Annotated in this window: 28 protein-coding genes and 1 tRNA gene; 16 read left to right on the top strand and 13 right to left on the bottom strand. The window is 59.4% G+C overall.

Annotated features, from left to right (window positions below):
• Positions 1-104: 104 nt before the first annotated feature.
• Together PMI24_RS19110 and PMI24_RS19105 are read left to right on the top strand one after the other, a co-directional pair.
• Complete coding sequence (locus tag PMI24_RS19110) at positions 105-419, top strand: helix-turn-helix domain-containing protein (protein WP_007956715.1); 315 nt, start codon at positions 105-107, stop codon at positions 417-419.
• A gap of 198 nt (positions 420-617) precedes the next feature.
• Positions 618-1,109, top strand: coding sequence for a RidA family protein (locus PMI24_RS19105; protein ID WP_007956714.1), 492 nt, complete (start codon positions 618-620; stop codon positions 1,107-1,109).
• A gap of 69 nt (positions 1,110-1,178) precedes the next feature.
• On the opposite strand, the gene PMI24_RS19100 is transcribed toward PMI24_RS19105, so the two are convergent.
• The 4 genes from PMI24_RS19100 to PMI24_RS19085 all read right to left on the bottom strand — a co-directional run bounded on the left by PMI24_RS19100 (position 1,179) and on the right by PMI24_RS19085 (position 4,001).
• Positions 1,179-1,883: a hypothetical protein gene (locus tag PMI24_RS19100; protein WP_007956713.1), complete on the bottom strand. Its 705-nt coding sequence runs from the start codon at positions 1,881-1,883 to the stop codon at positions 1,179-1,181.
• A 173-nt stretch (positions 1,884-2,056) separates the two neighbouring features.
• A complete protein-coding gene (locus PMI24_RS19095) occupies positions 2,057-2,581 on the bottom strand; it encodes a DUF6622 family protein (RefSeq protein ID WP_007956712.1) in 525 nt (174 codons plus the stop codon).
• Between the two features lie 64 nt (positions 2,582-2,645).
• Positions 2,646-3,050 (bottom strand): GNAT family N-acetyltransferase, encoded by a 405-nt coding sequence (locus PMI24_RS19090; protein WP_007956711.1) that lies wholly within the window; start codon positions 3,048-3,050, stop codon positions 2,646-2,648.
• Positions 3,051-3,095: 45 nt separating this feature from the next.
• Positions 3,096-4,001 (bottom strand): LysR family transcriptional regulator, encoded by a 906-nt coding sequence (locus tag PMI24_RS19085; protein WP_007956710.1) that lies wholly within the window; start codon positions 3,999-4,001, stop codon positions 3,096-3,098.
• Positions 4,002-4,101: 100 nt separating this feature from the next.
• Here PMI24_RS19085 and PMI24_RS19080 point away from each other — a divergent pair, with 100 nt between their 5' ends.
• Positions 4,102-5,289: an aspartate aminotransferase family protein gene (locus tag PMI24_RS19080; protein ID WP_007956709.1), complete on the top strand. Its 1,188-nt coding sequence runs from the start codon at positions 4,102-4,104 to the stop codon at positions 5,287-5,289.
• On the opposite strand, the gene PMI24_RS19075 is transcribed toward PMI24_RS19080, so the two are convergent.
• From PMI24_RS19075 to PMI24_RS19055, 5 genes are all read right to left on the bottom strand, one after another.
• Positions 5,283-5,537 carry a Txe/YoeB family addiction module toxin gene (locus PMI24_RS19075; protein ID WP_007956708.1) on the bottom strand — a complete coding sequence of 85 codons (255 nt, stop codon included), beginning with the start codon at positions 5,535-5,537 and terminating at the stop codon, positions 5,283-5,285. The two genes, PMI24_RS19080 and PMI24_RS19075, sit on opposite strands and share 7 nt — an antisense overlap.
• Entirely contained in the window at positions 5,534-5,788 is a 255-nt protein-coding gene (locus PMI24_RS19070; RefSeq protein ID WP_007956707.1) for a type II toxin-antitoxin system Phd/YefM family antitoxin, read from the bottom strand. The genes PMI24_RS19075 and PMI24_RS19070 overlap by 4 nt, the downstream gene beginning before the upstream one ends.
• Before the next feature lie 199 nt (positions 5,789-5,987).
• The gene (locus tag PMI24_RS19065) at positions 5,988-7,907 is read right to left on the bottom strand and encodes an alkaline phosphatase D family protein (RefSeq protein WP_007956706.1); all 1,920 of its coding nucleotides are present in this window, start codon (positions 7,905-7,907) and stop codon (positions 5,988-5,990) included.
• 71 nt (positions 7,908-7,978) lie between these two features.
• Positions 7,979-8,725: a hypothetical protein gene (locus tag PMI24_RS19060; RefSeq protein WP_007956705.1), complete on the bottom strand. Its 747-nt coding sequence runs from the start codon at positions 8,723-8,725 to the stop codon at positions 7,979-7,981.
• Between the two features lie 120 nt (positions 8,726-8,845).
• On the bottom strand, positions 8,846-9,199 hold the full coding sequence (locus PMI24_RS19055) for a hypothetical protein (RefSeq protein WP_007956703.1): 354 nt from the start codon (positions 9,197-9,199) through the stop codon (positions 8,846-8,848).
• Between the two features lie 119 nt (positions 9,200-9,318).
• On the opposite strand from PMI24_RS19055, the gene PMI24_RS19050 reads away from it, so the two are divergent.
• Positions 9,319-10,065: a hypothetical protein gene (locus PMI24_RS19050; RefSeq protein WP_007956702.1), complete on the top strand. Its 747-nt coding sequence runs from the start codon at positions 9,319-9,321 to the stop codon at positions 10,063-10,065.
• A 24-nt stretch (positions 10,066-10,089) separates the two neighbouring features.
• Here PMI24_RS19050 and PMI24_RS19045 read toward each other — a convergent pair whose 3' ends face one another.
• From PMI24_RS19045 to PMI24_RS19035, 3 genes are all read right to left on the bottom strand, one after another.
• The gene (locus tag PMI24_RS19045; RefSeq protein ID WP_007956701.1) at positions 10,090-10,455 is read right to left on the bottom strand and encodes a hypothetical protein; all 366 of its coding nucleotides are present in this window, start codon (positions 10,453-10,455) and stop codon (positions 10,090-10,092) included.
• A gap of 110 nt (positions 10,456-10,565) precedes the next feature.
• Positions 10,566-10,895, bottom strand: coding sequence for a hypothetical protein (locus PMI24_RS19040; protein ID WP_007956700.1), 330 nt, complete (start codon positions 10,893-10,895; stop codon positions 10,566-10,568).
• Positions 10,896-10,988: 93 nt separating this feature from the next.
• Positions 10,989-11,073: transfer RNA gene (locus PMI24_RS19035), tRNA-Leu, on the bottom strand.
• A 108-nt stretch (positions 11,074-11,181) separates the two neighbouring features.
• On the opposite strand from PMI24_RS19035, the gene queA reads away from it, so the two are divergent.
• From queA to PMI24_RS19005, 6 genes are all read left to right on the top strand, one after another.
• Entirely contained in the window at positions 11,182-12,231 is a 1,050-nt protein-coding gene (queA, locus tag PMI24_RS19030; protein ID WP_007956699.1) for a tRNA preQ1(34) S-adenosylmethionine ribosyltransferase-isomerase QueA, read from the top strand.
• A gap of 14 nt (positions 12,232-12,245) precedes the next feature.
• Positions 12,246-13,361 carry a tRNA guanosine(34) transglycosylase Tgt gene (gene tgt, locus PMI24_RS19025; RefSeq protein ID WP_161794909.1) on the top strand — a complete coding sequence of 372 codons (1,116 nt, stop codon included), beginning with the start codon at positions 12,246-12,248 and terminating at the stop codon, positions 13,359-13,361.
• Between the two features lie 43 nt (positions 13,362-13,404).
• Complete coding sequence (gene yajC, locus PMI24_RS19020) at positions 13,405-13,740, top strand: preprotein translocase subunit YajC (protein WP_007956696.1); 336 nt, start codon at positions 13,405-13,407, stop codon at positions 13,738-13,740.
• A 64-nt stretch (positions 13,741-13,804) separates the two neighbouring features.
• Positions 13,805-15,673: a protein translocase subunit SecD gene (gene secD / locus PMI24_RS19015; RefSeq protein WP_007956695.1), complete on the top strand. Its 1,869-nt coding sequence runs from the start codon at positions 13,805-13,807 to the stop codon at positions 15,671-15,673.
• Positions 15,674-15,682: 9 nt separating this feature from the next.
• Positions 15,683-16,597, top strand: a complete 915-nt coding sequence (gene secF / locus PMI24_RS19010; protein WP_007956694.1) for a protein translocase subunit SecF — start codon at positions 15,683-15,685, stop codon at positions 16,595-16,597.
• 120 nt (positions 16,598-16,717) lie between these two features.
• Positions 16,718-17,266: a glycine zipper 2TM domain-containing protein gene (locus PMI24_RS19005; RefSeq protein ID WP_007956693.1), complete on the top strand. Its 549-nt coding sequence runs from the start codon at positions 16,718-16,720 to the stop codon at positions 17,264-17,266.
• 96 nt (positions 17,267-17,362) lie between these two features.
• Here the strand turns inward: PMI24_RS19005 and suhB are convergent, their stop codons facing one another.
• A complete protein-coding gene (gene suhB / locus PMI24_RS19000; RefSeq protein ID WP_007941397.1) occupies positions 17,363-18,181 on the bottom strand; it encodes a type III secretion system regulator SuhB in 819 nt (272 codons plus the stop codon).
• A 145-nt stretch (positions 18,182-18,326) separates the two neighbouring features.
• Here suhB and trmJ point away from each other — a divergent pair, with 145 nt between their 5' ends.
• The 6 genes from trmJ to iscA all read left to right on the top strand — a co-directional run bounded on the left by trmJ (position 18,327) and on the right by iscA (position 22,641).
• Positions 18,327-19,097: a tRNA (cytosine(32)/uridine(32)-2'-O)-methyltransferase TrmJ gene (trmJ, locus tag PMI24_RS18995; RefSeq protein ID WP_007956692.1), complete on the top strand. Its 771-nt coding sequence runs from the start codon at positions 18,327-18,329 to the stop codon at positions 19,095-19,097.
• Between the two features lie 2 nt (positions 19,098-19,099).
• Complete coding sequence (cysE, locus tag PMI24_RS18990) at positions 19,100-19,876, top strand: serine O-acetyltransferase (RefSeq protein ID WP_007956691.1); 777 nt, start codon at positions 19,100-19,102, stop codon at positions 19,874-19,876.
• A 168-nt stretch (positions 19,877-20,044) separates the two neighbouring features.
• Positions 20,045-20,536, top strand: a complete 492-nt coding sequence (gene iscR, locus PMI24_RS18985; protein ID WP_007956690.1) for a Fe-S cluster assembly transcriptional regulator IscR — start codon at positions 20,045-20,047, stop codon at positions 20,534-20,536.
• A gap of 50 nt (positions 20,537-20,586) precedes the next feature.
• The gene (locus PMI24_RS18980; protein ID WP_007956689.1) at positions 20,587-21,801 is read left to right on the top strand and encodes an IscS subfamily cysteine desulfurase; all 1,215 of its coding nucleotides are present in this window, start codon (positions 20,587-20,589) and stop codon (positions 21,799-21,801) included.
• 101 nt (positions 21,802-21,902) lie between these two features.
• Entirely contained in the window at positions 21,903-22,289 is a 387-nt protein-coding gene (gene iscU, locus PMI24_RS18975; RefSeq protein WP_003227907.1) for a Fe-S cluster assembly scaffold IscU, read from the top strand.
• Positions 22,290-22,317: 28 nt separating this feature from the next.
• Positions 22,318-22,641 carry an iron-sulfur cluster assembly protein IscA gene (gene iscA / locus PMI24_RS18970; protein ID WP_003227904.1) on the top strand — a complete coding sequence of 108 codons (324 nt, stop codon included), beginning with the start codon at positions 22,318-22,320 and terminating at the stop codon, positions 22,639-22,641.
• Positions 22,642-22,647: the final 6 nt, after the last annotated feature.

Below are 22,647 nucleotides of genomic sequence, written 5' to 3'. Positions count from 1 at the left end.
ATGAGCGGGGTTTTTTGTTGCTCGCAACGAAAGGTGTTTATTGTTCTGCTATAGGCAATTTGCTTATAGTTTTTGAATGAGAACAAGAAAACACGAGGTACCCCATGAAAAAGCGCGACCTGTTTGCAGAATTGATGCAGGGCGTTGATGAGATGGCGGCTCAACGCGAAGGAAAAATCACGCTACGTAATACGACACTCGAGGACAAACCCGCCCCGGAAGTCGGTGCCCAGGAAATCGTAGCGCTACGGGAAAAACTGCACATGTCACAGGCGGTTTTTGCCAGGCGAATCAGGACAAGTCCGAGCACCCTGAGAAACTGGGAGCAGGAGAAATCAAAGCCCAACGCTCAGGCTGCCTTGCTGATCCGTTTGGTGGAAAAATTCCCTGACATGGTCGAGCGATTGAGCGCTGTTTAAAGTCATTTCCAAGTCTAAATAAAGCCCCGCACGGTTTATCTCGTGCGGGGCTTTTTCGTTGTAGCAGCCACGGGTTGCGGTGTACTGGCAAAAGACCTAGATTTGGATCCAACCCTGTCAGTTATGGCGCCATGCACTGTTTGGCGCTCGACTGTCGTAATCTGCGGTTTTCATGCATCGATCAAGAGGCTGGGCGAAATGACTGAGAGGATGACCTGCGACGAGCGCTTCATTGCCCTGGCAAAAGAGCTGAATTACGACATCAACGGTGAGAACACGGTGGGTGGCAATTACGCGCCGTTGATCCGTCATCACGATGAGATTTACATCAGCGGCATGGTGCCGCGCACCGAGGGCAAGATTCAGTATCCGGGGCGGGTGGGGCAGGAGCTGACGCTCAAGGATGCGCAGGCCGCGGCGAGTATCAGCGCGATGCGTTGTCTGGCCTTTATCGTCGATGCAGTCGGTTCGCTGGACAAGGTCAGGTCGTTGTTGCGGGTCACGGTGTACGTGAAGTCCACGCCGGATTTCGTTGACCTCAGCGAAGTCGCCAACGGCGCGTCGGATGTATTCAGTTATGTGTTGGGCGATGTCGGGCGCCATACCCGCACCACCGTCGGCGTCTATCAGTTGCCGAAAAACGCAGCCATCGAAGTCGATATGATCGCCGCAGTGCATCCTTCGGCGTAATCGCTGAAAGCCGCACAACAAAAAGCCCCGCCTGAATGTCAGAGCGGGGCTTTTTCGTCGGCGCCGGTATTACTGGGCGGCGATGCTGTAGCCATCAAACGCGGTCTGCTGTTGCAGCGCGGTGATGATGTTCTTGCGGTTGATTGCGTGCTCGGTGCCGGCGTTGTCGACGAAGGTTTCGCCTTCGATTTCTGCTTCGTCGCCTTCACCGACGAAGGTGAAACCGAGGAACTCCAGCGCCTCGCGATCCACGCTCAGGCGCGAACGCGGTGTGCGCATTGGCAGGGTCACGCTGAGGCCGTCCTTGCTGATGCTGAACACTTCGACGTCTTTCTTGGCGCGTGCGGCCTTGCTCTTGCCGCCGCTCGGGCTGCTGATCGCTTGGTGAGTCTGGTTCAGAACCTTGAGGGCCAGACCGTAGACGATTTCCTGGAACGCCGGATCGTCCTTGAAGCTCGACAGGATGCGGCTGATCGGGAACTTGCTGCTGAGGTCTTCGAGGGCGGCGATGTCGGCGGCTTCGGCGTCCTTCAGGCGCTTGAGTTCGCCCATCAGCTCATAGGCCTGGTCGTCATCGAAGCGGTCGTGGGCCTGACGGATCGCGGCGCGCAGTTCGCGGATCTGATCGCTCTCGCGGCTCGACTGGAACGCGTCCAGCACCATCTCGCTGATGATCTTAGCCTGTGGGATGTGTTGTGAAAGATTGATGGAGTTTTCGTATTCCGCTTTGGACGACAGAGTGACTACGGATTCAGCGGTGTTGAAATCGGACATTGAAATTTCACTACTTTTTTAACTTGAGATGAGACGAGAAAGCGCTGGGGGCTTTTTCAGGCCGACTAATTTAGGGGAGCGCGGCGGCGTTGTCACGGAGCAAGGGGCCGGCGGTGCCGATTATTTATCCGGATGATTTGTGAGGGGCAACCAGACACCGCGCGTGCCTTGGCTCATTCATTGGCGACAGCGTTCTCCGGTAGCCGCCGGGACGTCAGGCCACGCAGCGTCCAGTAGAGCTTCAGCGAACGAGTGCTGATCAGGCCGCACATGAACCCCGAAATGCCGGCCTTGAGCAGCAGCATGTCCGGCGACGCGGAAAGCTCCGGATTCACATCATTCTGGTAACCGAAGTAGAAGTTCGCGGAAAAGAACATCAGGTACATGATCAGGATTTTTACCGTGCCCGGCATGATCAGCCCTTTCGCAGAGTCGTCGAGCACCACGCCCCGCCGAGAGAACACCAGCCAGGCCGAGAGACCGCCCAGCAACAGCGCGGCGAACCATGTGCTCAAAAACAGCGCCGGGTTGATCGTCAAATTCAGGGAATACAGCGACCACGCCAAAAACGCCGGGGGCGTTATCAGCATCGAGGCACGGCTTTCGCGGCGGGGAGAGAAAGCCTTGATGCCGAAATAAACCAGCAGCAGAAAAATCAGGTAAACCCGTATCGGAGTGTTTTGCAGAATCGTGAGCATTGCGCAGCATCCATGCTGGAAAAGGAGGAGGGTGGAGCATAGCCGGGGTCACAGTAACCGTCGGCTATTTCAGCCGTAAACGCTCCATCGCGATCACCGACGGTTCAAACCCCAGGCTGGCAAAAAACGCTTCCGCACCTTCGCGCCCGGCACGCAGAACCCAGGTAATGTCGCTGTTATCGCCCATCACATGTTCGACCAGCGCCCGCCCGATGCCCGCGCGCCGGTGTTGCCCGTCGACCACGACCATCGACAGGTAGCCGTTGGACAAGCCATCGGTGATGCCACGGGCGAAACCGATAATCTGCTGGCCGCTCAATGCAACGGCAGTGCGCTGAGAGTTCTGAACAAGCTGTGCGAAATGTTCGGCGGTGCCGGTGCGATGGCCCCAGCCGTGCCGTTCTAGAAACTGCCTTGCTGCCTCCACTTCCGTGAGCAGAAGGTCGCGTATTGAAATGCCTTTGTTCATTCGTTGATTCCGTCCCTGGTGTATTTCCAACAGTAGCCGCGTTGCTTACGGTCTGCCCCACATCTGCATGGCGAACTCGACGAAGCGACGCAGTTTCGGCAGCCGATAGCGATCCGGCGCGTAGAGCAGATGCATCGGGCGGTTCGGCGGCTGGTAGTCCGGCATCACCACCACCAGTCTGCCGTCGCGCAGATCCTGTTCCACCAGTGCGTCCGGCAGCATCACGATGCCCATGCCGGTGCGCGCGGCCTGATGCAGGCCGGCGGAGCTGTTGATCAGCATCGGGCCTTTGACGTCGACCATGATTTCTCCGTCCGGGCCGCTAAGGCGCCACTGTTTTTCCACCGATTGCCAGTCATCGCCGGCGGGGTAGGCGAAAGACAGACAGTCGTGCTGGCGCAGTTCCTCAGGCGTGAGCGGCATACCGCGTCGGGCCACATATTCCGGGGAGGCGCAGACGGTCAGGGTGTAGTCGATCAGCGGGCGGGCGATCAGGTTGGACTGGTCGAAGTGGCCCAGTCGGAAGGCCACGTCGAGACCGCTTTCCAGCAGATCCGGACGGCGGTTGGTCAGGATCACGTCGAGTTTGACCTGCGGACATTGCAGGGAAAACTCACTGAGCGCCGGGGCCAGACGTTCAACGCCAAAGGTCAGCGGCGCAGTAACCCGCAGAATGCCGCGCGGTTCATCCAGCGTCTGCTCGGCGAGGCGTTCGGAGTCGGCGACCAGGCCAAGCACTTCCAGGCAGCGCTGGTAATAAACGCTGCCGAACTCGGTCAGTCGCTGGCGGCGGGTGGTGCGTTGCAGCAATTGCACACCGAGCCGTTGCTCCAATGCCCGCAGGTGATTGCCCACCATGGTCGTGGACATTTCGCACTGCAGCGCGGCCGCCGTCATGCTGCCGGACTCCACAACCTTGACGTACACGCTCATCGACTGGAACAGATCCATTATCAAGCCCGGCTTTTAAATGATTGAAGTTTTGCCGAGTTTATCCAGTTCAGGTGGATAACCATACTGCCAGCACCTCACCTCGCTGGAGTTTGCCGACATGACCACCGCCCTGATGAACACCTATCAACCGCTGGACTTGAGCTTCATCAAAGGCCTGGGCACTCGACTCTGGGATCAGGCGGGGCGCGAATATCTGGACGCGGTGGCGGGTGTGGCGGTGACCAATGTCGGCCATTCGCACCCGCGCATCGTGTCGGCGATCAGTGAGCAGGCGGGATTGCTGCTGCACACCTCCAATCTCTACAGCATCGACTGGCAACAATCGCTGGCGCAGAAGCTGACACGGCTGGCGGGGATGGAGCGGGCGTTCTTCAACAATTCCGGTGCCGAGGCCAACGAAACCGCGCTGAAACTGGCGCGCCTGTACGGCTGGCGCAAAGGCATCGAACAGCCGCTGGTGGTGGTGATGGCCAACGCGTTTCATGGCCGTACTCTCGGCACCTTGTCCGCCAGCGATGGCCCGGCGGTGCGCCTGGGTTTCAATGACTTGCCCGGGGATTTCATCAAAGTGCCATTCGGCGATCTTCAGGCGCTGGAGCAAGTGCAGCGCAAACATGGTCAGCGGATCGTGGCGATTCTGGTCGAGCCGATTCAGGGTGAAAGCGGCGTGCAACTGGCACCGCCCGGCTACCTCAAGGCCCTGCGCGAGTTGTGCAATCGCCACGCCTGGCTGCTGATGCTCGACGAAATCCAGACGGGCATCGGCCGCACCGGCCGCTGGTTCGCGTTTCAGCACGAAGGCATCGTTCCCGACGTCATGACCCTCGCCAAAGGCCTGGGCAACGGAGTGCCAATCGGCGCCTGCCTGGCACGGGGCAGGGCGGCGGATCTGTTCACCCCCGGCAGCCACGGCAGCACCTTCGGCGGCAATCCACTGGCGTGCCGGGTGGGTTGCACCGTGCTCGAGATTATCGAGGAACAAGGTCTGCTGGAAAATGCCAGGGTTCAAGGCGAGCGCCTGCTGACTCGCTTGCGTGCAGAGCTGGCGGACAATCCGAATGTGCTGGCGATTCGCGGGCAAGGGCTGATGATCGGCATCGAACTGAAACAGCCGATCCGCGACCTGACACTGATTGCCGCGCGGGATCATGGACTGCTGATCAACGTCACTCGCGGCAAGACGATCCGGCTGCTGCCGCCGCTGACGATTGATGAGCGGGAGGTGGGGATGATTGTCAGAGGGGTTGGCCGTTCTCTGAGCCATGTCTCGTCCCTCGGTCAGTAGTGAAATCTGCAAGTTATGACGCAGATTTCGCCGTCTACGATTGCATAGACTAGGCGATGCTCGGCAGTTATCCGCCGTGACCAGAAGCCGCTCATGTTGTGCTTGAGCGGCTCCGGTTTACCCAAGCCTTCAAAGGGGTGGCGCTGGATCGCTTTGATCAAAAGATTGATTCGTTTGAGACCGGCCTTATCGTTTTGCTGAAACCATAAGTAGTCTTCCCAGCCCGTTGGCGTGAACTGGATTTTCATTCTTCAATCAGTTGCCTGACTTTGGCTTTTCCAGCGCGCATTTCGCCAATCGATTTGATCAAGCGCTCGGCATTTGCCGGAGAACGCAGCAGATAGGCCGTTTCTTCCAGCGCGTTGTATTCGGCCAGAGACATCATCACTACAGGCTCGCCTTTTTGGCGGGTTACCAGAAGTGGGGCGCAGTCTTCATTCACGCGATCCATGGTTTCAGCCAAGTGCGCACGAGCTTTCGTGTAGTTGATAGTGTCCATGTTGTAGTCCTCGCTTGATGCAAAGAACGTACAGAAATGAGTACAGGATGACAAGGCGATACCTATCAGTGGTTGTGCCACAGACGGGCTGCCTGCGGTGTGCTGAGTATCACCGAAGTCTCATCGAGACGTTTCTGTGCCTTCTGTAAGCTGATTCTGACGAGCCTGCCATCCCTCTCACTCTCTACGTGAGATTTTTCTAATCAGGGTAGTCCGACAAATCCGGTGCCAGCATCCGGGTCTTCGGTGCGCCATTCGAGTTGTGCTGGATGATGTCTTTCGGCTGCCCCTGTTGATTGAAAAACACCTGACCAATCCCCGCCGAGTTCCACAGCCGTTCACCCGCTTCGGCGTGTTCCGGTACGTACGGGACGATGCGCATGCGGCGGCGTTTGGTCAGCCAGTTGAGCGGCGAGCGTGGTGAGTAGAGCCAGCGGTTGAGGCGGTCGAACCATTCCAGCAGGGTGGGTGGGAACTCGTTCTTGATGCCGCTGCTGGTGATCTGCCAGATGCGCGGGCCGGCCTTGCGGTGTCGGATCAGGACTTCGTATACGAAGGAATAATGCACGTCGCCTGACAGCACCACGTAACTGCCCGGTGTACGCGAGTGTCGGAAAATGTTCAGGATCACCTGGGCCGCGCCGCGATGGGCCATCCAGTTTTCCGCGTCCACCAGCAGTGGATAACCGCACCAGCTGAATACTCGCTGCACGGTTTCGATGAGCTTCACGCCGAAGATCGGTGCTGGCGAAACGATGATCGCCGAGGGATGGTCGAGCAGTTCCTGCTGCAGTTCGCTCAAGGCTTCCCAGTCCAGCAAACCCGACGGTTGCTTGAGCGCCATCTCGCTGCGCCAGCGTCGGGTGCGGGTGTCGAGCACCACCAGCGCCGGGCTGGTCGGCAATACGAAATGCCACTGCTGAAAGCGCAACAGTTCATCAATCAGTTTGTCCTGCACGGGAGCGTCGAGATAGCGGTCGTCACCGCTGGCGCTCAGGCCACGGGTTTTCTCCAGCACAGCGCTGAATGCATTCGGATTGTTGCCCCAGCCCTGACACAACATGTAGGCGATCAGCGCGTTGCCGATGATGCGTTTGGAGAACGGGTGGCCGTAGGCCGTTTCCTCCCATTGCGCGGACAGGTTCCAGTCATCGGTGATGTCGTGGTCATCGAAGATCATCAGGCTCGGCAAGTGCGCCAATGCCCGGGCCACCTGGCCGAGGCCGGCCTTGAATCCGTCGATGCGAGTCTGTTCGAGGGCATAGCGCTTGAGGCGTTCAGGCGTCAGTGCTGGCGGCTGCGGATTGACCAGTGTCCAAGGGGTTGGCGACCACACCAGCAAATACATCGCCATGACTTCGGCGAACGTCACAAGGTGATTGTCGGCGCTGCTGCTGGTGAAAATCGGCTTGCGTGCACCGCCGAAGAAACGCTCACGCAGTGTCTCGTTGCTCTCGAGTGCCGGCAGCAAATCTGCGCGGTGGTAGTAACTGGCCGGGTGTTCGTAGAGCTTGGCGCTGTCGCTGACCACGGCGCCTTCGAGGTGCTCACCGAACAGGCCGAGGCGCTCGATCAAGGCATGAATCGCCCGCAACATCGGGCCGGCCACGTCATCGGCGTAAACCTGATCGCCGCTCATCATCAACAGGGCGGGACGTTGCTGCGGATCGGTTTCGGCGGCCAGTAACCGGTCAACGCAGAGCAGGCCGTCGGCGGCTGGGTGATGGGGCTTGCGGCAGGAACCGTGGAGCAACTGGTCGATGCGCGAGCGCAGGACGAAGTTCGGGCCGCTGGCGTTGTCGTAGAGCAGGTGTGGCGCCCAGTCGGCGATCGGCTGCTGGCCATCGATCAACAGGTCGTAGTCGATGCGGGTGTCGCAGGGCAGGGCGGTTTCGAGAGGGACATCGATCAGGTGAACAAACGCCCGGGTGCCTACCGGAATGACCGTGCATTTCCCGGCATCCAGTGGAATGTCTCCTACCCCTTGCAGGCGCAAGGTCAACGACAGTTCGCGGCTGCCGACCAGCCAAAACACTAAGCGCGTCGGTTCCAGTCGGCGCAGCAGTGGCCCGGCCAGAACAGCAGGCAACGGGCTCAGGTCATCAAGTGTCGGAGGCATCGGGGGAAAAGCTCAAGGCGCACAGGCCGGCGATGATAGCGCAGCCGGCGCCTCGAACCCTTAAACCAGGCTTAAGAGCCCGCTTTTTCCAGCTTCAGCGCCAACAGGCGCCATTCGGCAGGTGTCGCGTCGACTCTTGGCTGTTCCTGTACGGAGCAGTCGAAGCGGTACGTCACGTCGTCGCCATTCATGTTCCGCGCGGTGACGGTGTTGCTGAAGGTGTAAACCTGATCCTTGAAGCGCTGCGGCGTCAGGCTTTTGCTGTCGGCAAACCGGGCAGATGCGGGGAAGCGCAAGGTGCTGGTCACGAACGGGCTGCACATGACATACGCGAGCATCGACTTGTCGCCTTGCGCGTCGGCGCGCAGTTTTTTGCTCAGCGCCGTCAGGGCCTTGCGCCCCTCATCGTCACTCTGGTCGATCACGGTTTGCACCGACATCTTCTTCGGCGCGCGACTGGCGTAGTTCGGCAGCAACGCGGAATCCGCTGGAGAGGGCTTGTTGTCCGGCTCGATAGCGGCAAACACCGGCGCATCTTTCAGCGCAGCAGGGCTCGCAACCGCCTCGGCCTCCGGCAGCAACGAGGTCGGCTCGGCTTGCTGCTGTGCCACGACGTTTTCAGTCTGCGCGGCTTCGTAGCGATGCGCCGACGGGAACAGTGAAAAAGTGATCGCCAGCACCACCATCGAAACAATGAAACCGCCCGCGACACCGACCAGGTTGGCGTAAAACAGATTCCAGCTGCCGCGGTTTTTCACCACCCAGCGCCACATGAAACCCCAGGCCGCGACAAATGCCAGAAAACGCAAAAACTCCATTCGATCCTTTCCTTAAACCTGCAAAACCTGAATTCAGCGCTCGCAGTGCTGAGATGGGCGGCAAGATAGCAAAATAGACATCCGCTGCTACAGCAACCATCGCATTCAACGCCGGTAAAATTATTTGAGTGCAAAAAACATGAATGTTGTCAGGCCGGCCACGGTGCCGCAAAGACCTGCCAGTAGCTGACGCGCAACAGGATGTTCGACCTGCGATCGATGGGATACCAGCATCCATACACCCACCAGTGCCGCCGCGGTTGTCAGCATCTGCAGCACTGTGCCCATTAGCCCGGGTATGGGCGGCCGGTCCGCCCCGAACAGGCGAATGTAAAACTCCGAGACCACCACGCCTACCATCATGCCGCTGGCGGCACCGAGCACATTGGCGAGGATCAGATTCCAGGCACCACGTTGCTTGACGACCCATACCCACATGGCCGCCCAGGCAAAAAACATAACGGCTATTTCCATCGCATTCTTCCTTCGGAATCGGTGTTGATCAGGCCCTTGGCACCTTGCTCGACAGTGGACGGCAAGATAGCAAAATAGTAGCGTCGCGCCACTGACTTCATCTCCGTAATGGACTACTCATGCCTGCTCTCAAAACCTGCCGTCTGTTTTGTGTGTTCGTCCTTGCTACCACGCTGACTCCGGCATTCGCCGCCTGGAAAGAGCACCCGGAAAACAGCTGGAAGTATTACCTCGCCAACTGTCAGCGAATGCAGGAAAAAATGGCCGACGTCCAGAGCGGTCGCGTATCCGGTGCCTTTGAGGTGATGGGCGATCTGGAGAACAGCCTGGGGAGCATGAATGAGCACCGCCCGAACCTGCCGCCCCAGTATCTCGCCTCCGGGGAATTCGCTCAATGCGAAAACGTGGCGGCCGAGGCCGATGCGATGATTGCCCGTGGCAAAGCCGAGTTCGCCGACAGAATGAACCAGGCTGCCGAGCAAGGCCGGATCGCCCACCAGAACTCCCCCGAATACCAACGTGCCCGTTCACTCGGCTACAGCGATGTCGGCGAAATCTCCTTCCTCAAACTCCACGAAGACATGGACGGCGAAGCACGCCTGAAAACCATGATGATTACCGTCGATGAAGTCTGCGGCCAATACTTTCGCGCCACGCAATATGTGAAGCCGTATGTGATCTACACCGTGCGGCCGTCGGATGGCGGGTGTGGCGAGGAAAAGCGCGTGGCGATCGTCGGCGGCAGGTCGGTGGAGAAGGGCGATTACATCGATGAGCGGGGCGAGTTTCAGTATGTGGGCTGGAAGAAACTGGTGGGGGCGGATGGGTTTCCTACTGAGATTCGGGTGTTGAAGGCTCGGCGCTGACCGCAAAACAGTCACGCCGTCCAGTCACGTCTGGGGGAAATAATTCACCGCCAGAAACAGCAGGGTCGCCATGCCGGCGACCAAGCCACACACCGCGCCGAGCAACTGACGTGCGACCGGATGTTCGGGTTGGCGACGATTGGCAATCCACAGCCATACCCCCGCCAGAACGCCCGCGCTGGTGATGAACACCACCAGACTGCGATGCAGATTGGGTGTCGCCATTGACGTACCAATGACTGCGTCGTAAATCAGCGTGAACACAATGCCGGTAACCACGCCGCTTCCGGCGCCGGCAAGGTTGGCCAGCAACAGGTTCCACTCACCTCGTTGCTTCACCACCCACAGCCAGGTTCCAGCCATCACCAGCAAGCACAACACAGCATCCATTTTGGTTTATTCCCGAGTGCGCGATAAATGAGGCGGTTGACCGGCCTCTAGCGAGTGGACGGCAAGATATCAAAATAGAAGCTGCGCGCCACTTTCTTCATCTGTGCAGCTTAAAGAATGTCCTTCAAATAACCCTTGAGCGCGAGGAGCGGCTGATCCAGCTGCTCCAGCGACTGCGCCTGACTGAAGTCCGTCGACAACTTGTGCAGTTCCCGCCCCAACGGTTTCTCGACGCCACCCAACGCATCCATCGCCAGCGCCAGGCATTCGTTCATCTTGAACTGGATCGTCTCGACATCACCCCGGCGCACCAGCAGTTCGAATACGTCTTTCTGGTAGTCGCCCATGACCATGTCATCGCGCAGGATCGGGCTCAGGCCTTCTTCCTCGTACGCGAGTTTCAGGGAGAACAGGGCGACGGTTTCCAGTGACGTTTCCATGGGGTGAACCTGTGTGAGATCTCGTCGGAGGGCCAGCGGCACTTTCCGACAGACGAAAAAAAAGGCCTTGCTAAGCAAGACCTTTCTTAATTTTGGTGCCCCGAGGGAGACTCGAACTCCCACTCCTTTCGAAAACGGATTTTGAATCCGCCGCGTCTACCAATTCCGCCATCAGGGCTCAATGGCGGCGAAGTATAGAGAGGTGCCTACCGTTGGTCAATCACGTTTCATGGTCAATTTTCGATATTTCCGCTAGACTTTCCGGCCCTGCTAGACGAACCCCATCATGCGCGTTGCTGACTTTACCTTCGAGCTTCCTGATTCGCTGATTGCCCGCCATCCTTTGGCCGAGCGTCGCGGTAGTCGCCTGTTGACCCTGGATGGGGTCAGCGGCGCCCTGGCACACCGTCAATTCACTGATCTGCTGGAGCATTTGCGCCCCGGCGATCTGATGGTGTTCAACAATACCCGGGTGATTCCGGCGCGCCTGTTCGGGCAGAAGGAGTCCGGCGGCAAGCTGGAAATCCTCATCGAACGCGTGCTCGATACTCACCGCGTGCTGGCTCATGTGCGTTCCAGCAAGTCGCCGAAGCCGGGTTCGAAGATCCTGATCGACGGCGGCGGCGAAGCCGAGATGCTGGCGCGTCACGATGCGCTGTTCGAGCTGGGGTTTGCCGAAGAAGTGCTGCCGCTGCTCGATCGCGTCGGCCACATGCCGTTGCCTCCTTATATAGACCGCCCGGACGAAGGTTCGGATCGCGAGCGCTATCAGACCGTGTATGCCGAGAAACTCGGCGCGGTGGCGGCACCGACCGCCGGGCTGCATTTCGATCAGACGCTGATGGAAGCGATCGCCGCCAAGGGCGTCGAGACCGCGTTCGTCACACTGCACGTCGGCGCCGGCACGTTTCAGCCGGTGCGCGTCGAGAAGATCGAAGATCACCACATGCACAGCGAGTGGCTGGAAGTCGGTCAGGATGTGGTCGATGCAGTCGCTGCTTGCCGTGAGCGCGGCGGCCGAGTCATCGCTGTCGGCACCACCAGCGTGCGTTCGCTGGAAAGCGCCGCCCGCGATGGCGTGCTCAAGCCGTTCAGCGGCGACACCGACATCTTTATTTTCCCGGGCCGGCCGTTCCATGTGGTCGATGCCCTGGTCACCAATTTCCATTTGCCTGAATCCACGCTGTTGATGCTGGTTTCGGCATTCGCCGGTTATCCGGAAACCATGGCTGCCTACAAAGCCGCGGTCGATAACGGATACCGCTTTTTCAGCTACGGTGATGCGATGTTCATCACCCGTAATCCCGCCCCCCGCGGCCCAGAGGAATCCGTATGAGTCGCACCTGTCGTATGTCTTTCGAGTTGCTTGCCACCGATGGCAAGGCTCGTCGTGGTCGTCTGACCTTCCCTCGTGGCACCGTCGAGACCCCGGCCTTCATGCCGGTGGGCACCTACGGCACGGTCAAGGGCATGTTGCCGCGTGACATCGTCGCCACGGGCGCGGAGATCATTCTGGGCAACACTTTCCACCTGTGGCTGCGCCCGGGCACCGAAGTGATCAAGGAACACGGCGACCTGCACGATTTCATGCAGTGGAAAGGCCCGATCCTGACCGACTCCGGCGGTTTCCAGGTGTTCAGCCTCGGCGCCATGCGCAAGATCAAGGAAGAGGGCGTGACCTTCGCCTCCCCGGTCGACGGCTCGAAAGTGTTCATGGGCCCGGAAGAGTCGATGCAGGTCCAGCGCGATCTGGGCTCGGACATCGTGATGATCTTCGACGAATGCACGCCGTACCCGGCTGACGAAGACGTCGCCCGTGTGTCCATGGAACTGTCGCTGCGCTGGGCCCAGCGTTCGAAGAATGCCCATGGCGACAACACGGCGGCGCTGTTCGGCATCGTCCAGGGCGGCATGCACCAGGACCTGCGCATGCGCTCGCTGGAAGGCCTGGACAAGATCGGTTTCGACGGCCTGGCCATCGGCGGTCTGTCGGTGGGCGAGCCCAAGCACGAAATGATCAAGGTGCTGGACTACCTGCCGGGCATGATGCCGGCTGACAAACCTCGTTACCTTATGGGCGTTGGCAAACCGGAAGATCTGGTTGAGGGTGTGCGCCGCGGTGTGGACATGTTCGATTGCGTGATGCCAACCCGTAATGCCCGCAACGGGCATCTGTTCATTGATACAGGCGTGCTGAAGATCCGTAACGCGTTCCATCGCCATGATGATTCGCCTCTGGATCCGACCTGCGATTGCTATACCTGCCAGAACTTCTCCCGCGCTTATCTGCATCATCTGGACAAGTGCGGCGAAATGCTCGGCAGCATGCTCAATACCATCCACAATTTGCGCCATTATCAGGTGCTGATGGCTGGTTTGCGCGAGGCTATTCAACAGGGTACATTGGCCGCCTTTGTCGATGCCTTCTACGCCAAACGCGGGCTTCCCGTTCCGCCTTTGGACTGAGTTTTCTGACCCCAAGATTCAACATTTGCAACTGGAGTGCTAAATGAGCTTTTTTATCTCTAATGCCATGGCTGACGCGGCTGCACCGGCTGCAGCGCCTATGGGCGGCGGCTTCGAGTGGATTTTCCTGGTCGGCTTCCTGGTCATCTTCTACCTGATGATCTGGCGTCCACAGGCCAAGCGCGCCAAAGAGCAGAAGAACCTGCTGAGCAGCCTGCAGAAGGGCGACGAAGTGGTCACCACCGGCGGCATCGCCGGCAAGATCACCAAAGTGGCTGATGACTTCGTGGTTCTGGAAGTTTCCGACACCGTGGAAATGAAGTTCCAGAAGGGCGCCATCGCCGCCACGCTGCCAAAAGGCACGCTGAAAGCGATCTAAGGTTCCAACTTCTACTCAATCGACGGGGCGCGCAAGGCGCCCCGCGTTCATAACGGGCGGCGTGATGCTGAACAAATATCCTCTGTGGAAATACATTCTGATCCTGGCGGTGCTGGCGATCGGTCTGATTTATTCCGCTCCGAATCTATACCCCGATGACCCGGCCATTCAGATCAGCGGCGCCAGCACGGCCCTGCAGGTCAATCAGGCCGATCTGGATCGCGTGAGCACCGCGCTCAAGGAATCCGGGATCAACGTCAAGGCTTCGAGCCTGGCTGCGAACGGCAAGGGCGGTCTGATCCGTCTGACCAAGGCTGAAGACCAGCTGCCGGCCAAGGACGTTGTCCGCAAGGCATTGGGTGATGACTACGTCGTCGCGCTGAACCTGGCACAAACCACCCCGCAATGGCTGCGCAGCGTGGCCGCGCACCCGATGAAGCTGGGTCTGGACTTGTCCGGTGGTGTGCACTTCCTGCTGGAAGTGGACATGGACAAAGCCCTCGACGCCCGCCTGAAAGTCTACGAAGGCGACGTCAAGAGCCTGTTGCGCAAAGAGAAACTGCGTTATCGCAGCCTGCCGCAACTCAATGGCGCCATTCAGCTGGGCTTCAGCGATGCTGATTCCCGCGAACAGGCCCGTGCGCTGATCCGCAAGAATTTCAACGATTTCGACATTGTTCCGGCCGACCTCAACGGTCAACCGGTGCTGCGTCTGGCGATGACCCCGGCCAAGCTGGCGGAAATCCGTGAATACTCCATCAAGCAGAACTTGACCACGGTACGTAACCGCGTCAACGAGCTGGGTGTTGCCGAACCGATCGTCCAGCGTCAGGGCGCCAACCGTATCGTGGTTGAGCTGCCGGGCGTGCAGGACACTGCCGAAGCCAAGCGTATCCTCGGCAAGACGGCCAACCTCGAGTTCCGTCTGGCTGCAGAGCCGGGCGCTTCGAAAGCCACTTCCGAGACCTTCGAATTCCGCGAAGGCAAGCGTCCTCCTGCCCAGATCGAACGTGGCCTGATCATCACCGGTGACCAGGTGACTGACGCCAAGGCCGGTTTCGGCGAGCACGGCACGCCTGAAGTGAACATCCGTCTGGATGGCCACGGTGGCGAGCTGATGAGCCGCGCGACCCGCAGTAACGTCGGTCGCAGCATGGCAGTGATCTTCATCGAGCAGCGCCCGGTCACCACTTACACCAAGCAAGTGGTCGACGGCGTCGAGAAAGACGTCGCGGTGCAGACCTTCAAGGAAGAGAAGAAGATCATCAGCCTGGCGACCATTCAGTCGCCGCTGGGTGCTCAGTTCCGTATCACCGGCCTGAACGGCCAGGGCGAGTCGTCCGAGCTGGCGCTGCTGCTGCGTGCCGGTGGTCTGGCTGCTCCGATGTACTTCGCTGAAGAGCGCACCATCGGTCCGAGCCTGGGTGCGGACAACATCACCAAGGGTATCGATGCATCGCTGTGGGGCATGCTGTTCGTCTCGCTGTTCATCATCGCCATCTACCGTTTCTTCGGCCTGATCGCCACCGTTGCACTGGCGGTGAACATGGTGCTGCTGCTGGCGCTGATGTCGCTGCTGGGTGCCACGCTGACCCTGCCGGGTATCGCCGGTATCGTGTTGACCATGGGTATGGCGGTCGACGCCAACGTGCTGATCTTCTCGCGGATTCGTGAAGAGATCGCCGCCGGCATGACCGTGCAGCGTGCAATCAACGAAGGCTTCGGTCGGGCATTCACTGCGATTCTCGACGCCAACCTGACCACCTTGCTGGTCGGCGGCATCCTGTTCGCCATGGGCACCGGCCCGGTGAAGGGCTTCGCAGTAACCATGTCCCTCGGGGTTCTGACTTCGATGTTCACGGCCATCATGGTCACCCGCGCGATGGTCAACCTGATCTTCGGCGGTCGTGACTTCAAGAAGTTGTGGATTTAAGGGGCTGCCATGTTACGTACAATCAACTTCATGGGCGTCCGCAACTTTGCGTTCGGCGTCACCGTATTTCTGACCTTGCTGGCAATCTTCAGTGTGTTCCACAAGGGCATGAACTGGGGTCTGGACTTCACCGGCGGTACGCTCATCGAGCTGACCTACGAGCGTCCGGCCGATGTCACCAAAGTGCGCGAGCAGCTGGTTTCTTCCGGTTATCACGAAGCCGTGGTGCAGAACTTCGGCGCGACCACCGATCTGCTGGTGCGCATGCCGGGTGAAGACCCGCAGCTGGGCCATCAGGTGGCGGAAGCGCTGCAGAAGGTCGGCGGCGACAACCCGGCGACCGTCAAGCGCGTCGAGTTCGTCGGCCCGCAGGTCGGTGAAGAACTGCGCGACCAGGGCGGCATGGGCATGCTGCTGGCGCTCGGCGGCATCCTGATCTACCTGGCTTTCCGCTTTCAGTGGAAGTTTGCGGTCGGCGCCATCGTGTCGCTGATCCACGACGTGATCGTGACCGTGGGTATCCTGTCGTTCTTCCAGATCACCTTCGACCTGACGGTGCTGGCGGCGGTACTGGCGATCATCGGTTACTCGCTCAACGACACCATCGTCGTGTTCGACCGGGTGCGTGAGAACTTCCGTGTTCTGCGCAAGGCCACGCTGATCGAGAACATCAACATCTCGACCACCCAGACCCTGCTGCGGACCATCGCGACTTCGGTTTCGACCTTGCTGGCGATCGCGGCTCTGCTGTTCTTCGGCGGTGACAACCTGTACGGCTTCTCCCTGGCGCTGCTGGTGGGTGTTCTGGCGGGTACCTACTCGTCGATCTACATCGCCAACGTGGTGCTGATCTGGCTGAACCTGTCGACTGAAGACCTGATTCCGCCGGTCAACACCGAGAAGGAAGTCGACGACCGTCCATAACGGCTATCGTTTTCCCGGATGTCAGTCAAAAAAGACGCGAGTTGAACTCGCGTCTTTTTTTTTGCTCCAAGGCTGGGAGAAGCGCGGGCGCGTCCCGCATGTGATGGTCAGGAGGTTCATGTGAACAAGTCGTTGCTGGTTGGTGCGGTATTGGGTGCTGTCGGTGTGACTGCCGGGGGTGCTGTTGCCACCTACAGCCTGGTTAAAAGCGGCCCTGAGTATGCGCAAGTGCTGGCCGTAGAACCGGTCAAAACACAGATCAAGACTCCACGTGAAGTGTGCAAGGATGTGACAGTGACCCGGCAGGCGCCGGTGAAAGATCAGCACCAGATTGCCGGTACCGTGGTCGGTGCGCTGGCAGGTGGTCTGTTGGGTAACCAGATCGGCGGCGGCACTGGCAAGAAGATTGCCACGGTGGCCGGTGCGGTCGGTGGTGGTTACGCCGGTAACAAGGTTCAGGAGGGTATGCAGGAGCGTGATACCTACACCACGACTCAGACTCGCTGTAACACCGTGAATGACATCAGCGACAAGGTCGTGGGCTATGACGTCCGGTATTCGCTGGACGGCAAGGAAGGCAAGGTGCGGATGGATCGTGATCCGGGCAACCAGATTCCGGTCGACAAGGAAGGCAAGCTGATCCTGTCGCAGAACGAGCCGGGCCAGTGATTGGTTGACTGCTTATAAAAAAAGCACCCTTCGGGGTGCTTTTTCATGCCCATAAAAAAACACCCCGAAGGGTGTTTTTTTGGTTTCGCGAAACGCTTAGCGCTTCAGCGAGGCCGGCAGGTGCGGCTGGATCGCCGTCAGAACTGCCTTGAAGCATTTGGTGTTGCCGGCAACGACGTGGCCTTTTTCAAGGAAGTCGTGACCGCCGGTGAAGTCGCTCACCAGGCCGCCTGCTTCTTGAATCAGCAGGGCGCCAGCGGCCATGTCCCACTCGGACAGGCCCGACTCCCAAAACGCGTCGAAACGGCCGGCGGCCACGTAAGCCAGGTCCAGGCTCGCCGAACCGGCGCGGCGGATGCCGGCAGTCTGGCCAACCAGGGCGCGGAACATGCCCAGGTAGTTGTCGAGGTTGTCCATCTGGTCGTCACGGAACGGGAAGCCGGTACCGAGCAGAGCGCCGTCCAGGCTGGTACGACCGCTGACACGCAGGCGACGACCGTTCAGTTGAGCGCCGCGACCACGGCTGGCGGTGAATTCTTCCTGGCGAACCGGATCCAGAACAACGGCGTGTTCCAGGCGACCACGGTATTTGCAGGCAATGCTGACAGCGAAGTGAGGAATGCCGCGCAGGAAGTTGGTGGTGCCGTCCAGCGGATCGATGATCCACAGGTATTCTTCGCCTTCGATGCCGGTGCCGGCGTGCAGGCCGGTCTCTTCACCCATGATCGAGTGATTCGGGTAAGCCTTGCGCAGGGCGTCGATGATTTTCTGTTCGGCGGCACGATCGACCTCGGATACGTAATCCTTGGCGTCTTTTTCGTCGACCTTGATGGTATCCAGGCGCTCGATGGAGCGGAAGATCAGTTCACTGGCGCTGCGGGCGGCGCGCAGCGCGATATTCAGCATGGGCTGCATGGATGTGTCACCTAAGGTTGTTAAAGAAAGCCGCGCATTCTATCAGAACTTTTCTTCAGGTGAAGGTCGCTGTTCGCTTTCATAGCTTAACGGTAGGCTGTTCTGTAAGATTTGCACCCCTTTGCCGAGTCCGAGAGCGCCCGCCGTGCTGCAAAATATTCGTGTCGTCCTGGTCAACACCAGCCATCCGGGAAACATCGGCGGGACCGCGCGCGCCATGAAAAACATGGGCCTGTCGCGGCTGGTGCTGGTTGATCCGCGAGTCTTTCCGCATCACGAAGCCGATGCCCGTGCTTCCGGTGCCGGTGACATCCTTGAAAACGCCCAAGTCGTCGCCACCTTGGAAGACGCCTTGGTCGGTTGCAATCTGGTGCTCGGCACCAGTGCCCGTGACCGGCGTATTCCCTGGCCATTGCTGGATCCGCGCGAGTGCGGGACCAAAGTGGTCGAGGAGGCCGGGCAGGGCGCGGAAATCGCGCTGGTGTTCGGTCGTGAAGATTCCGGCCTGACCAATGACGAGCTGCAGCGATGTCACTATCACGTGCACATCCCCTCCGATCCTGAGTTCAGCTCGCTGAACCTCGGGGCGGCGGTGCAGGTGTTGAGTTATGAAGTGCGCATGGCGTGGCTGGCTGCACAAGGCCAGCCGACCAAGATCGAGAAGGAAGAAGTGGCCTCCGTGAAAAGCGCAGAGCTTGCGACCATGGATGAGCTGGAGCGGTTCTATGAACACCTGGAGCAGACTCTGGTGGCCATCGAATTCCTCGATCCTGAAAAGCCGCGGCACTTGATGGCGCGCCTGCGCCGGTTGTACGGACGCAGCTCGGTCAGCCGGGCGGAAATGAATATTTTGCGTGGCATCCTCACGGAAACCCAGAAAGCGGCCCGTGGCGAGCTCCTTAAGCGGAAGGATTAATGATGTTCGAGCGTTTGCGTGAAGATATCCAGAGCGTATTCCACCGAGACCCGGCGGCGCGTAACGCTTTTGAAGTCCTGACCTGCTACCCCGGCATGCATGCAATCTGGATTCATCGACTGGCCGGCATGCTCTGGCGCAATGATCTGAAATGGCTGGCGCGGCTGGTGTCGAACTTCGGTCGCTGGCTGACCGGAATCGAGATCCATCCGGGCGCCAAGGTCGGTCGGCGCTTCTTCATCGACCACGGTATGGGCATCGTGATCGGCGAAACCGCTGAAATCGGCGACGACGTGACGATCTATCAGGGTGTGACCCTGGGTGGTACCAGCTGGAACAAGGGCAAGCGTCACCCGACGCTCGGCGATGGCGTTGTGGTGGGGGCGGGCGCGAAGGTGCTCGGTCCGTTCACTGTGGGGGCCGGCGCCAAGGTCGGTTCCAATGCCGTGGTCACCAAGGAAGTGCCTCCGGGTGCCACCGTGGTTGGGATTCCGGGCCGGATCATCGTCAAGTCCGATGATGAGGCCGACGCCAAGCGCAAGGCGATGGCCGAGAAGATCGGCTTCGACGCCTACGGCGTCAGTGAAGACATGCCCGATCCGGTGGCGCGTGCCATCGGGCAGTTGCTCGATCACCTGCAGGCAGTAGACGGACGTCTGGAAGGGATGTGCGGTGCGCTGAAGGATCTGGGCAGCAATTACTGTGCGAAAGATCTGCCCGAGCTGCGTGAAGAAGACTTCGCTTGCGTCAAGGGCAAGGACGAATCCAAGCTCCACTGACGCACTTGCAGGGCTGCTGCCGACCGGTGTGCCATTAGGCCGCAGACCCTGCTATCATTCGCGCGCTCTTTTGCGGGTAAACCCGACTAAAGCACTAGGTCTTATAGTTGACTTAAATGCTCGGGAATTGCATACTCCCGCCCATTCCGAACTCCGTGGTAATTGTCCATGCGACTGACTACAAAAGGCCGATACGCCGTGACCGCCATGCTTGACCTGGCGTTGCACGCGCAACACGGGCCGGTGTCCCTGGCCGATATCTCCGAGCGCCAAGGCATCTCCCTGTCCTATCTCGAACAGCTTTTCGCCAAGCTGCGCCGCAGTAACCTGGTTTCCAGTGTTCGCGGTCCGGGCGGTGGCTACCAGTTGTCCCGCGACATGCAGGGCATCCAGGTGGCTCAGGTGATCGATGCGGTGAACGAATCGGTCGATGCAACAAAATGCCAGGGCCAGGGCGACTGCCACTCCGGTGACACCTGCCTGACCCATCACCTGTGGTGCGACCTGAGCCTGCAGATTCACGAATTTCTCAGCGGTATCAGCTTGGCCGACCTCGTAACTCGCCGTGAGGTGCAGGAAGTGGCCCAGCGTCAGGATCAGCGTCGTTGCAATGGCAAGGCGCCGCGCCTGGACAAGATTGAAGCGTCCGCCGTCGAATGACAGCCAGAGAGCTAGCGGCACGCCAGCCAGCCTGATTTAGGAGATAGTCCATGAAATTGCCGATTTACCTTGATTACTCTGCGACCACCCCGGTCGATCCGCGCGTTGCGCAAAAAATGAGTGAATGCCTGCTGGTCGACGGAAACTTCGGTAACCCGGCGTCCCGTTCCCACGTGTTCGGCTGGAAAGCCGAAGAGTCCGTCGAAAACGCCCGTCGTCAGGTGGCCGATCTGGTCAACGCCGACCCGCGTGAAATCGTCTGGACCTCCGGTGCCACCGAGTCCGACAACCTGGCAATCAAGGGTGCGGCACATTTCTACGCCTCCAAGGGCAAGCACCTGATCACCTCCAAGATCGAACACAAGGCTGTCCTCGACACCATGCGCCAGCTGGAGCGTGAAGGTTTCGAAGTCACCTACCTCGATCCGACCGAAGATGGCCTGATCACCCCGGCCATGATCGAAGCCGCGCTGCGCGAAGACACCATCCTGGTGTCGGTAATGCACGTGAACAACGAAATCGGTACCGTCAACGACATCGCCGCCATCGGCGAGCTGCTTCGTTCGAAGGGCATTCTGTTCCACGTCGACGCCGCTCAGTCCACCGGCAAGGTCGAAATCGACCTGCAGAAACTGAAAGTCGACATGATGTCGTTCTCCGCCCACAAGACCTACGGCCCTAAAGGTATCGGCGCGCTGTACGTCAGCCGCAAGCCGCGTGTGCGCATCGAAGCGACCATGCACGGCGGCGGTCACGAGCGCGGCATGCGTTCCGGCACCCTGGCGACTCACCAGATCGTCGGCATGGGCGAAGCGTTCCGTGTGGCCAAGGAAGACATGGCTGCCGAAAACGTCCGCATCAAGGCGTTGAGCGACCGTTTCTACAAGCAGGTCGAGCACCTGGAAGAGCTGTACGTCAACGGCAGCCTGACCGCCCGCGTTCCGCACAACCTGAACCTGAGCTTCAACTACGTTGAAGGCGAGTCGCTGATCATGGCGCTCAAGGATCTGGCGGTTTCGTCCGGTTCGGCCTGCACCTCGGCGTCGCTTGAGCCTTCGTACGTACTGCGCGCCTTGGGCCGCAACGACGAACTGGCACACAGCTCGATCCGTTTCACCTTCGGCCGTTTCACCACCGAAGAAGAAATCGACTACGCCGCGCAGAAAGTCTGCGAGGCCGTTACCAAGCTGCGCGCTCTGTCGCCGCTGTGGGACATGTACAAAGACGGCGTCGATATCTCGAAGATCGAGTGGGCGGCACACTAAATATAGAAGCCGCCGGATACAGATCCTGTAGCGACGCGGCGGTTTACGCAGCGCAGTTGCAGGGTCTCAAGAGCGGCCCTGATGAGTGAGGATTGAGAATCATGGCTTACAGCGAAAAGGTCATCGACCACTACGAAAACCCGCGCAACGTCGGCAAGATGAACGCGGAAGATCCTGATGTCGGCACCGGCATGGTCGGCGCTCCGGCGTGCGGCGACGTGATGCGTCTGCAAATCAAGGTCAACGATCAGGGCGTTATCGAAGACGCCAAGTTCAAGACCTACGGCTGCGGTTCGGCTATCGCCTCCAGCTCCCTCGCTACCGAGTGGATGAAGGGCAAGACCCTGGACGAAGCTGAAACCATCAAGAACACTCAGCTGGCCGAAGAACTGGCCCTGCCGCCAGTGAAAATCCACTGCTCGGTTCTCGCTGAAGACGCCATCAAGGCCGCCGTTCGCGATTACAAGCAGAAGAAAGGCTTGATCTAAGCATTGGGCGACGAGTAAGGAGTCAACGATGGCTATCAGCATGACAGAAGCGGCTGCTCGACACGTGCGACGCTCCCTCGACGGGCGCGGCAAGGGTGAAGGGATTCGTCTGGGTGTTCGCACCACGGGCTGTTCCGGCCTTGCCTACGTGCTGGAGTTTGTCGACGAGGTGGTTGCAGAAGATCAGGTGTTCGAGAGTCACGGCGAGAAAGTGATCATCGACCCGAAAAGCCTGGCCTACCTCGACGGCACCGAGCTCGATTTCGTCAAGGAAGGGTTGAACGAAGGCTTCAAGTTCAACAACCCCAACGTACGCGGTGAATGTGGCTGCGGCGAAAGCTTCAACATCTGAGGCTTG

This window comes from Pseudomonas sp. GM25 (assembly GCF_000282255.1).
GTDB lineage: Bacteria > Pseudomonadota > Gammaproteobacteria > Pseudomonadales > Pseudomonadaceae > Aquipseudomonas > Aquipseudomonas aphyarum.
The sequence above is the reverse complement of the archived record's forward strand: the minus strand, read 5'-3'. Positions and strand labels throughout refer to the sequence as shown.

What these genes read in the sequence shown, in the direction of transcription:
- PMI24_RS19110 (WP_007956715.1), top strand. Translation starts at nt 105, where the DNA reads ATGAAAAAGCGCGACCTGTTTGCAGAATTGATGCAGGGCGTTGATGAG.
- PMI24_RS19105 (WP_007956714.1), top strand. Translation starts at nt 618, where the DNA reads ATGACTGAGAGGATGACCTGCGACGAGCGCTTCATTGCCCTGGCAAAA.
- PMI24_RS19100 (WP_007956713.1), bottom strand. Translation starts at nt 1,883, where the DNA reads ATGTCCGATTTCAACACCGCTGAATCCGTAGTCACTCTGTCGTCCAAA.
- PMI24_RS19095 (WP_007956712.1), bottom strand. Translation starts at nt 2,581, where the DNA reads ATGCTCACGATTCTGCAAAACACTCCGATACGGGTTTACCTGATTTTT.
- PMI24_RS19090 (WP_007956711.1), bottom strand. Translation starts at nt 3,050, where the DNA reads ATGAACAAAGGCATTTCAATACGCGACCTTCTGCTCACGGAAGTGGAG.
- PMI24_RS19085 (WP_007956710.1), bottom strand. Translation starts at nt 4,001, where the DNA reads ATGGATCTGTTCCAGTCGATGAGCGTGTACGTCAAGGTTGTGGAGTCC.
- PMI24_RS19080 (WP_007956709.1), top strand. Translation starts at nt 4,102, where the DNA reads ATGACCACCGCCCTGATGAACACCTATCAACCGCTGGACTTGAGCTTC.
- PMI24_RS19075 (WP_007956708.1), bottom strand. Translation starts at nt 5,537, where the DNA reads ATGAAAATCCAGTTCACGCCAACGGGCTGGGAAGACTACTTATGGTTT.
- PMI24_RS19070 (WP_007956707.1), bottom strand. Translation starts at nt 5,788, where the DNA reads ATGGACACTATCAACTACACGAAAGCTCGTGCGCACTTGGCTGAAACC.
- PMI24_RS19065 (WP_007956706.1), bottom strand. Translation starts at nt 7,907, where the DNA reads ATGCCTCCGACACTTGATGACCTGAGCCCGTTGCCTGCTGTTCTGGCC.
- PMI24_RS19060 (WP_007956705.1), bottom strand. Translation starts at nt 8,725, where the DNA reads ATGGAGTTTTTGCGTTTTCTGGCATTTGTCGCGGCCTGGGGTTTCATG.
- PMI24_RS19055 (WP_007956703.1), bottom strand. Translation starts at nt 9,199, where the DNA reads ATGGAAATAGCCGTTATGTTTTTTGCCTGGGCGGCCATGTGGGTATGG.
- PMI24_RS19050 (WP_007956702.1), top strand. Translation starts at nt 9,319, where the DNA reads ATGCCTGCTCTCAAAACCTGCCGTCTGTTTTGTGTGTTCGTCCTTGCT.
- PMI24_RS19045 (WP_007956701.1), bottom strand. Translation starts at nt 10,455, where the DNA reads ATGGATGCTGTGTTGTGCTTGCTGGTGATGGCTGGAACCTGGCTGTGG.
- PMI24_RS19040 (WP_007956700.1), bottom strand. Translation starts at nt 10,895, where the DNA reads ATGGAAACGTCACTGGAAACCGTCGCCCTGTTCTCCCTGAAACTCGCG.
- queA (WP_007956699.1), top strand. Translation starts at nt 11,182, where the DNA reads ATGCGCGTTGCTGACTTTACCTTCGAGCTTCCTGATTCGCTGATTGCC.
- tgt (WP_161794909.1), top strand. Translation starts at nt 12,246, where the DNA reads ATGTCTTTCGAGTTGCTTGCCACCGATGGCAAGGCTCGTCGTGGTCGT.
- yajC (WP_007956696.1), top strand. Translation starts at nt 13,405, where the DNA reads ATGAGCTTTTTTATCTCTAATGCCATGGCTGACGCGGCTGCACCGGCT.
- secD (WP_007956695.1), top strand. Translation starts at nt 13,805, where the DNA reads ATGCTGAACAAATATCCTCTGTGGAAATACATTCTGATCCTGGCGGTG.
- secF (WP_007956694.1), top strand. Translation starts at nt 15,683, where the DNA reads ATGTTACGTACAATCAACTTCATGGGCGTCCGCAACTTTGCGTTCGGC.
- suhB (WP_007941397.1), bottom strand. Translation starts at nt 18,181, where the DNA reads ATGCAGCCCATGCTGAATATCGCGCTGCGCGCCGCCCGCAGCGCCAGT.
- cysE (WP_007956691.1), top strand. Translation starts at nt 19,100, where the DNA reads ATGTTCGAGCGTTTGCGTGAAGATATCCAGAGCGTATTCCACCGAGAC.
- iscR (WP_007956690.1), top strand. Translation starts at nt 20,045, where the DNA reads ATGCGACTGACTACAAAAGGCCGATACGCCGTGACCGCCATGCTTGAC.
- PMI24_RS18980 (WP_007956689.1), top strand. Translation starts at nt 20,587, where the DNA reads ATGAAATTGCCGATTTACCTTGATTACTCTGCGACCACCCCGGTCGAT.
- iscU (WP_003227907.1), top strand. Translation starts at nt 21,903, where the DNA reads ATGGCTTACAGCGAAAAGGTCATCGACCACTACGAAAACCCGCGCAAC.
- iscA (WP_003227904.1), top strand. Translation starts at nt 22,318, where the DNA reads ATGGCTATCAGCATGACAGAAGCGGCTGCTCGACACGTGCGACGCTCC.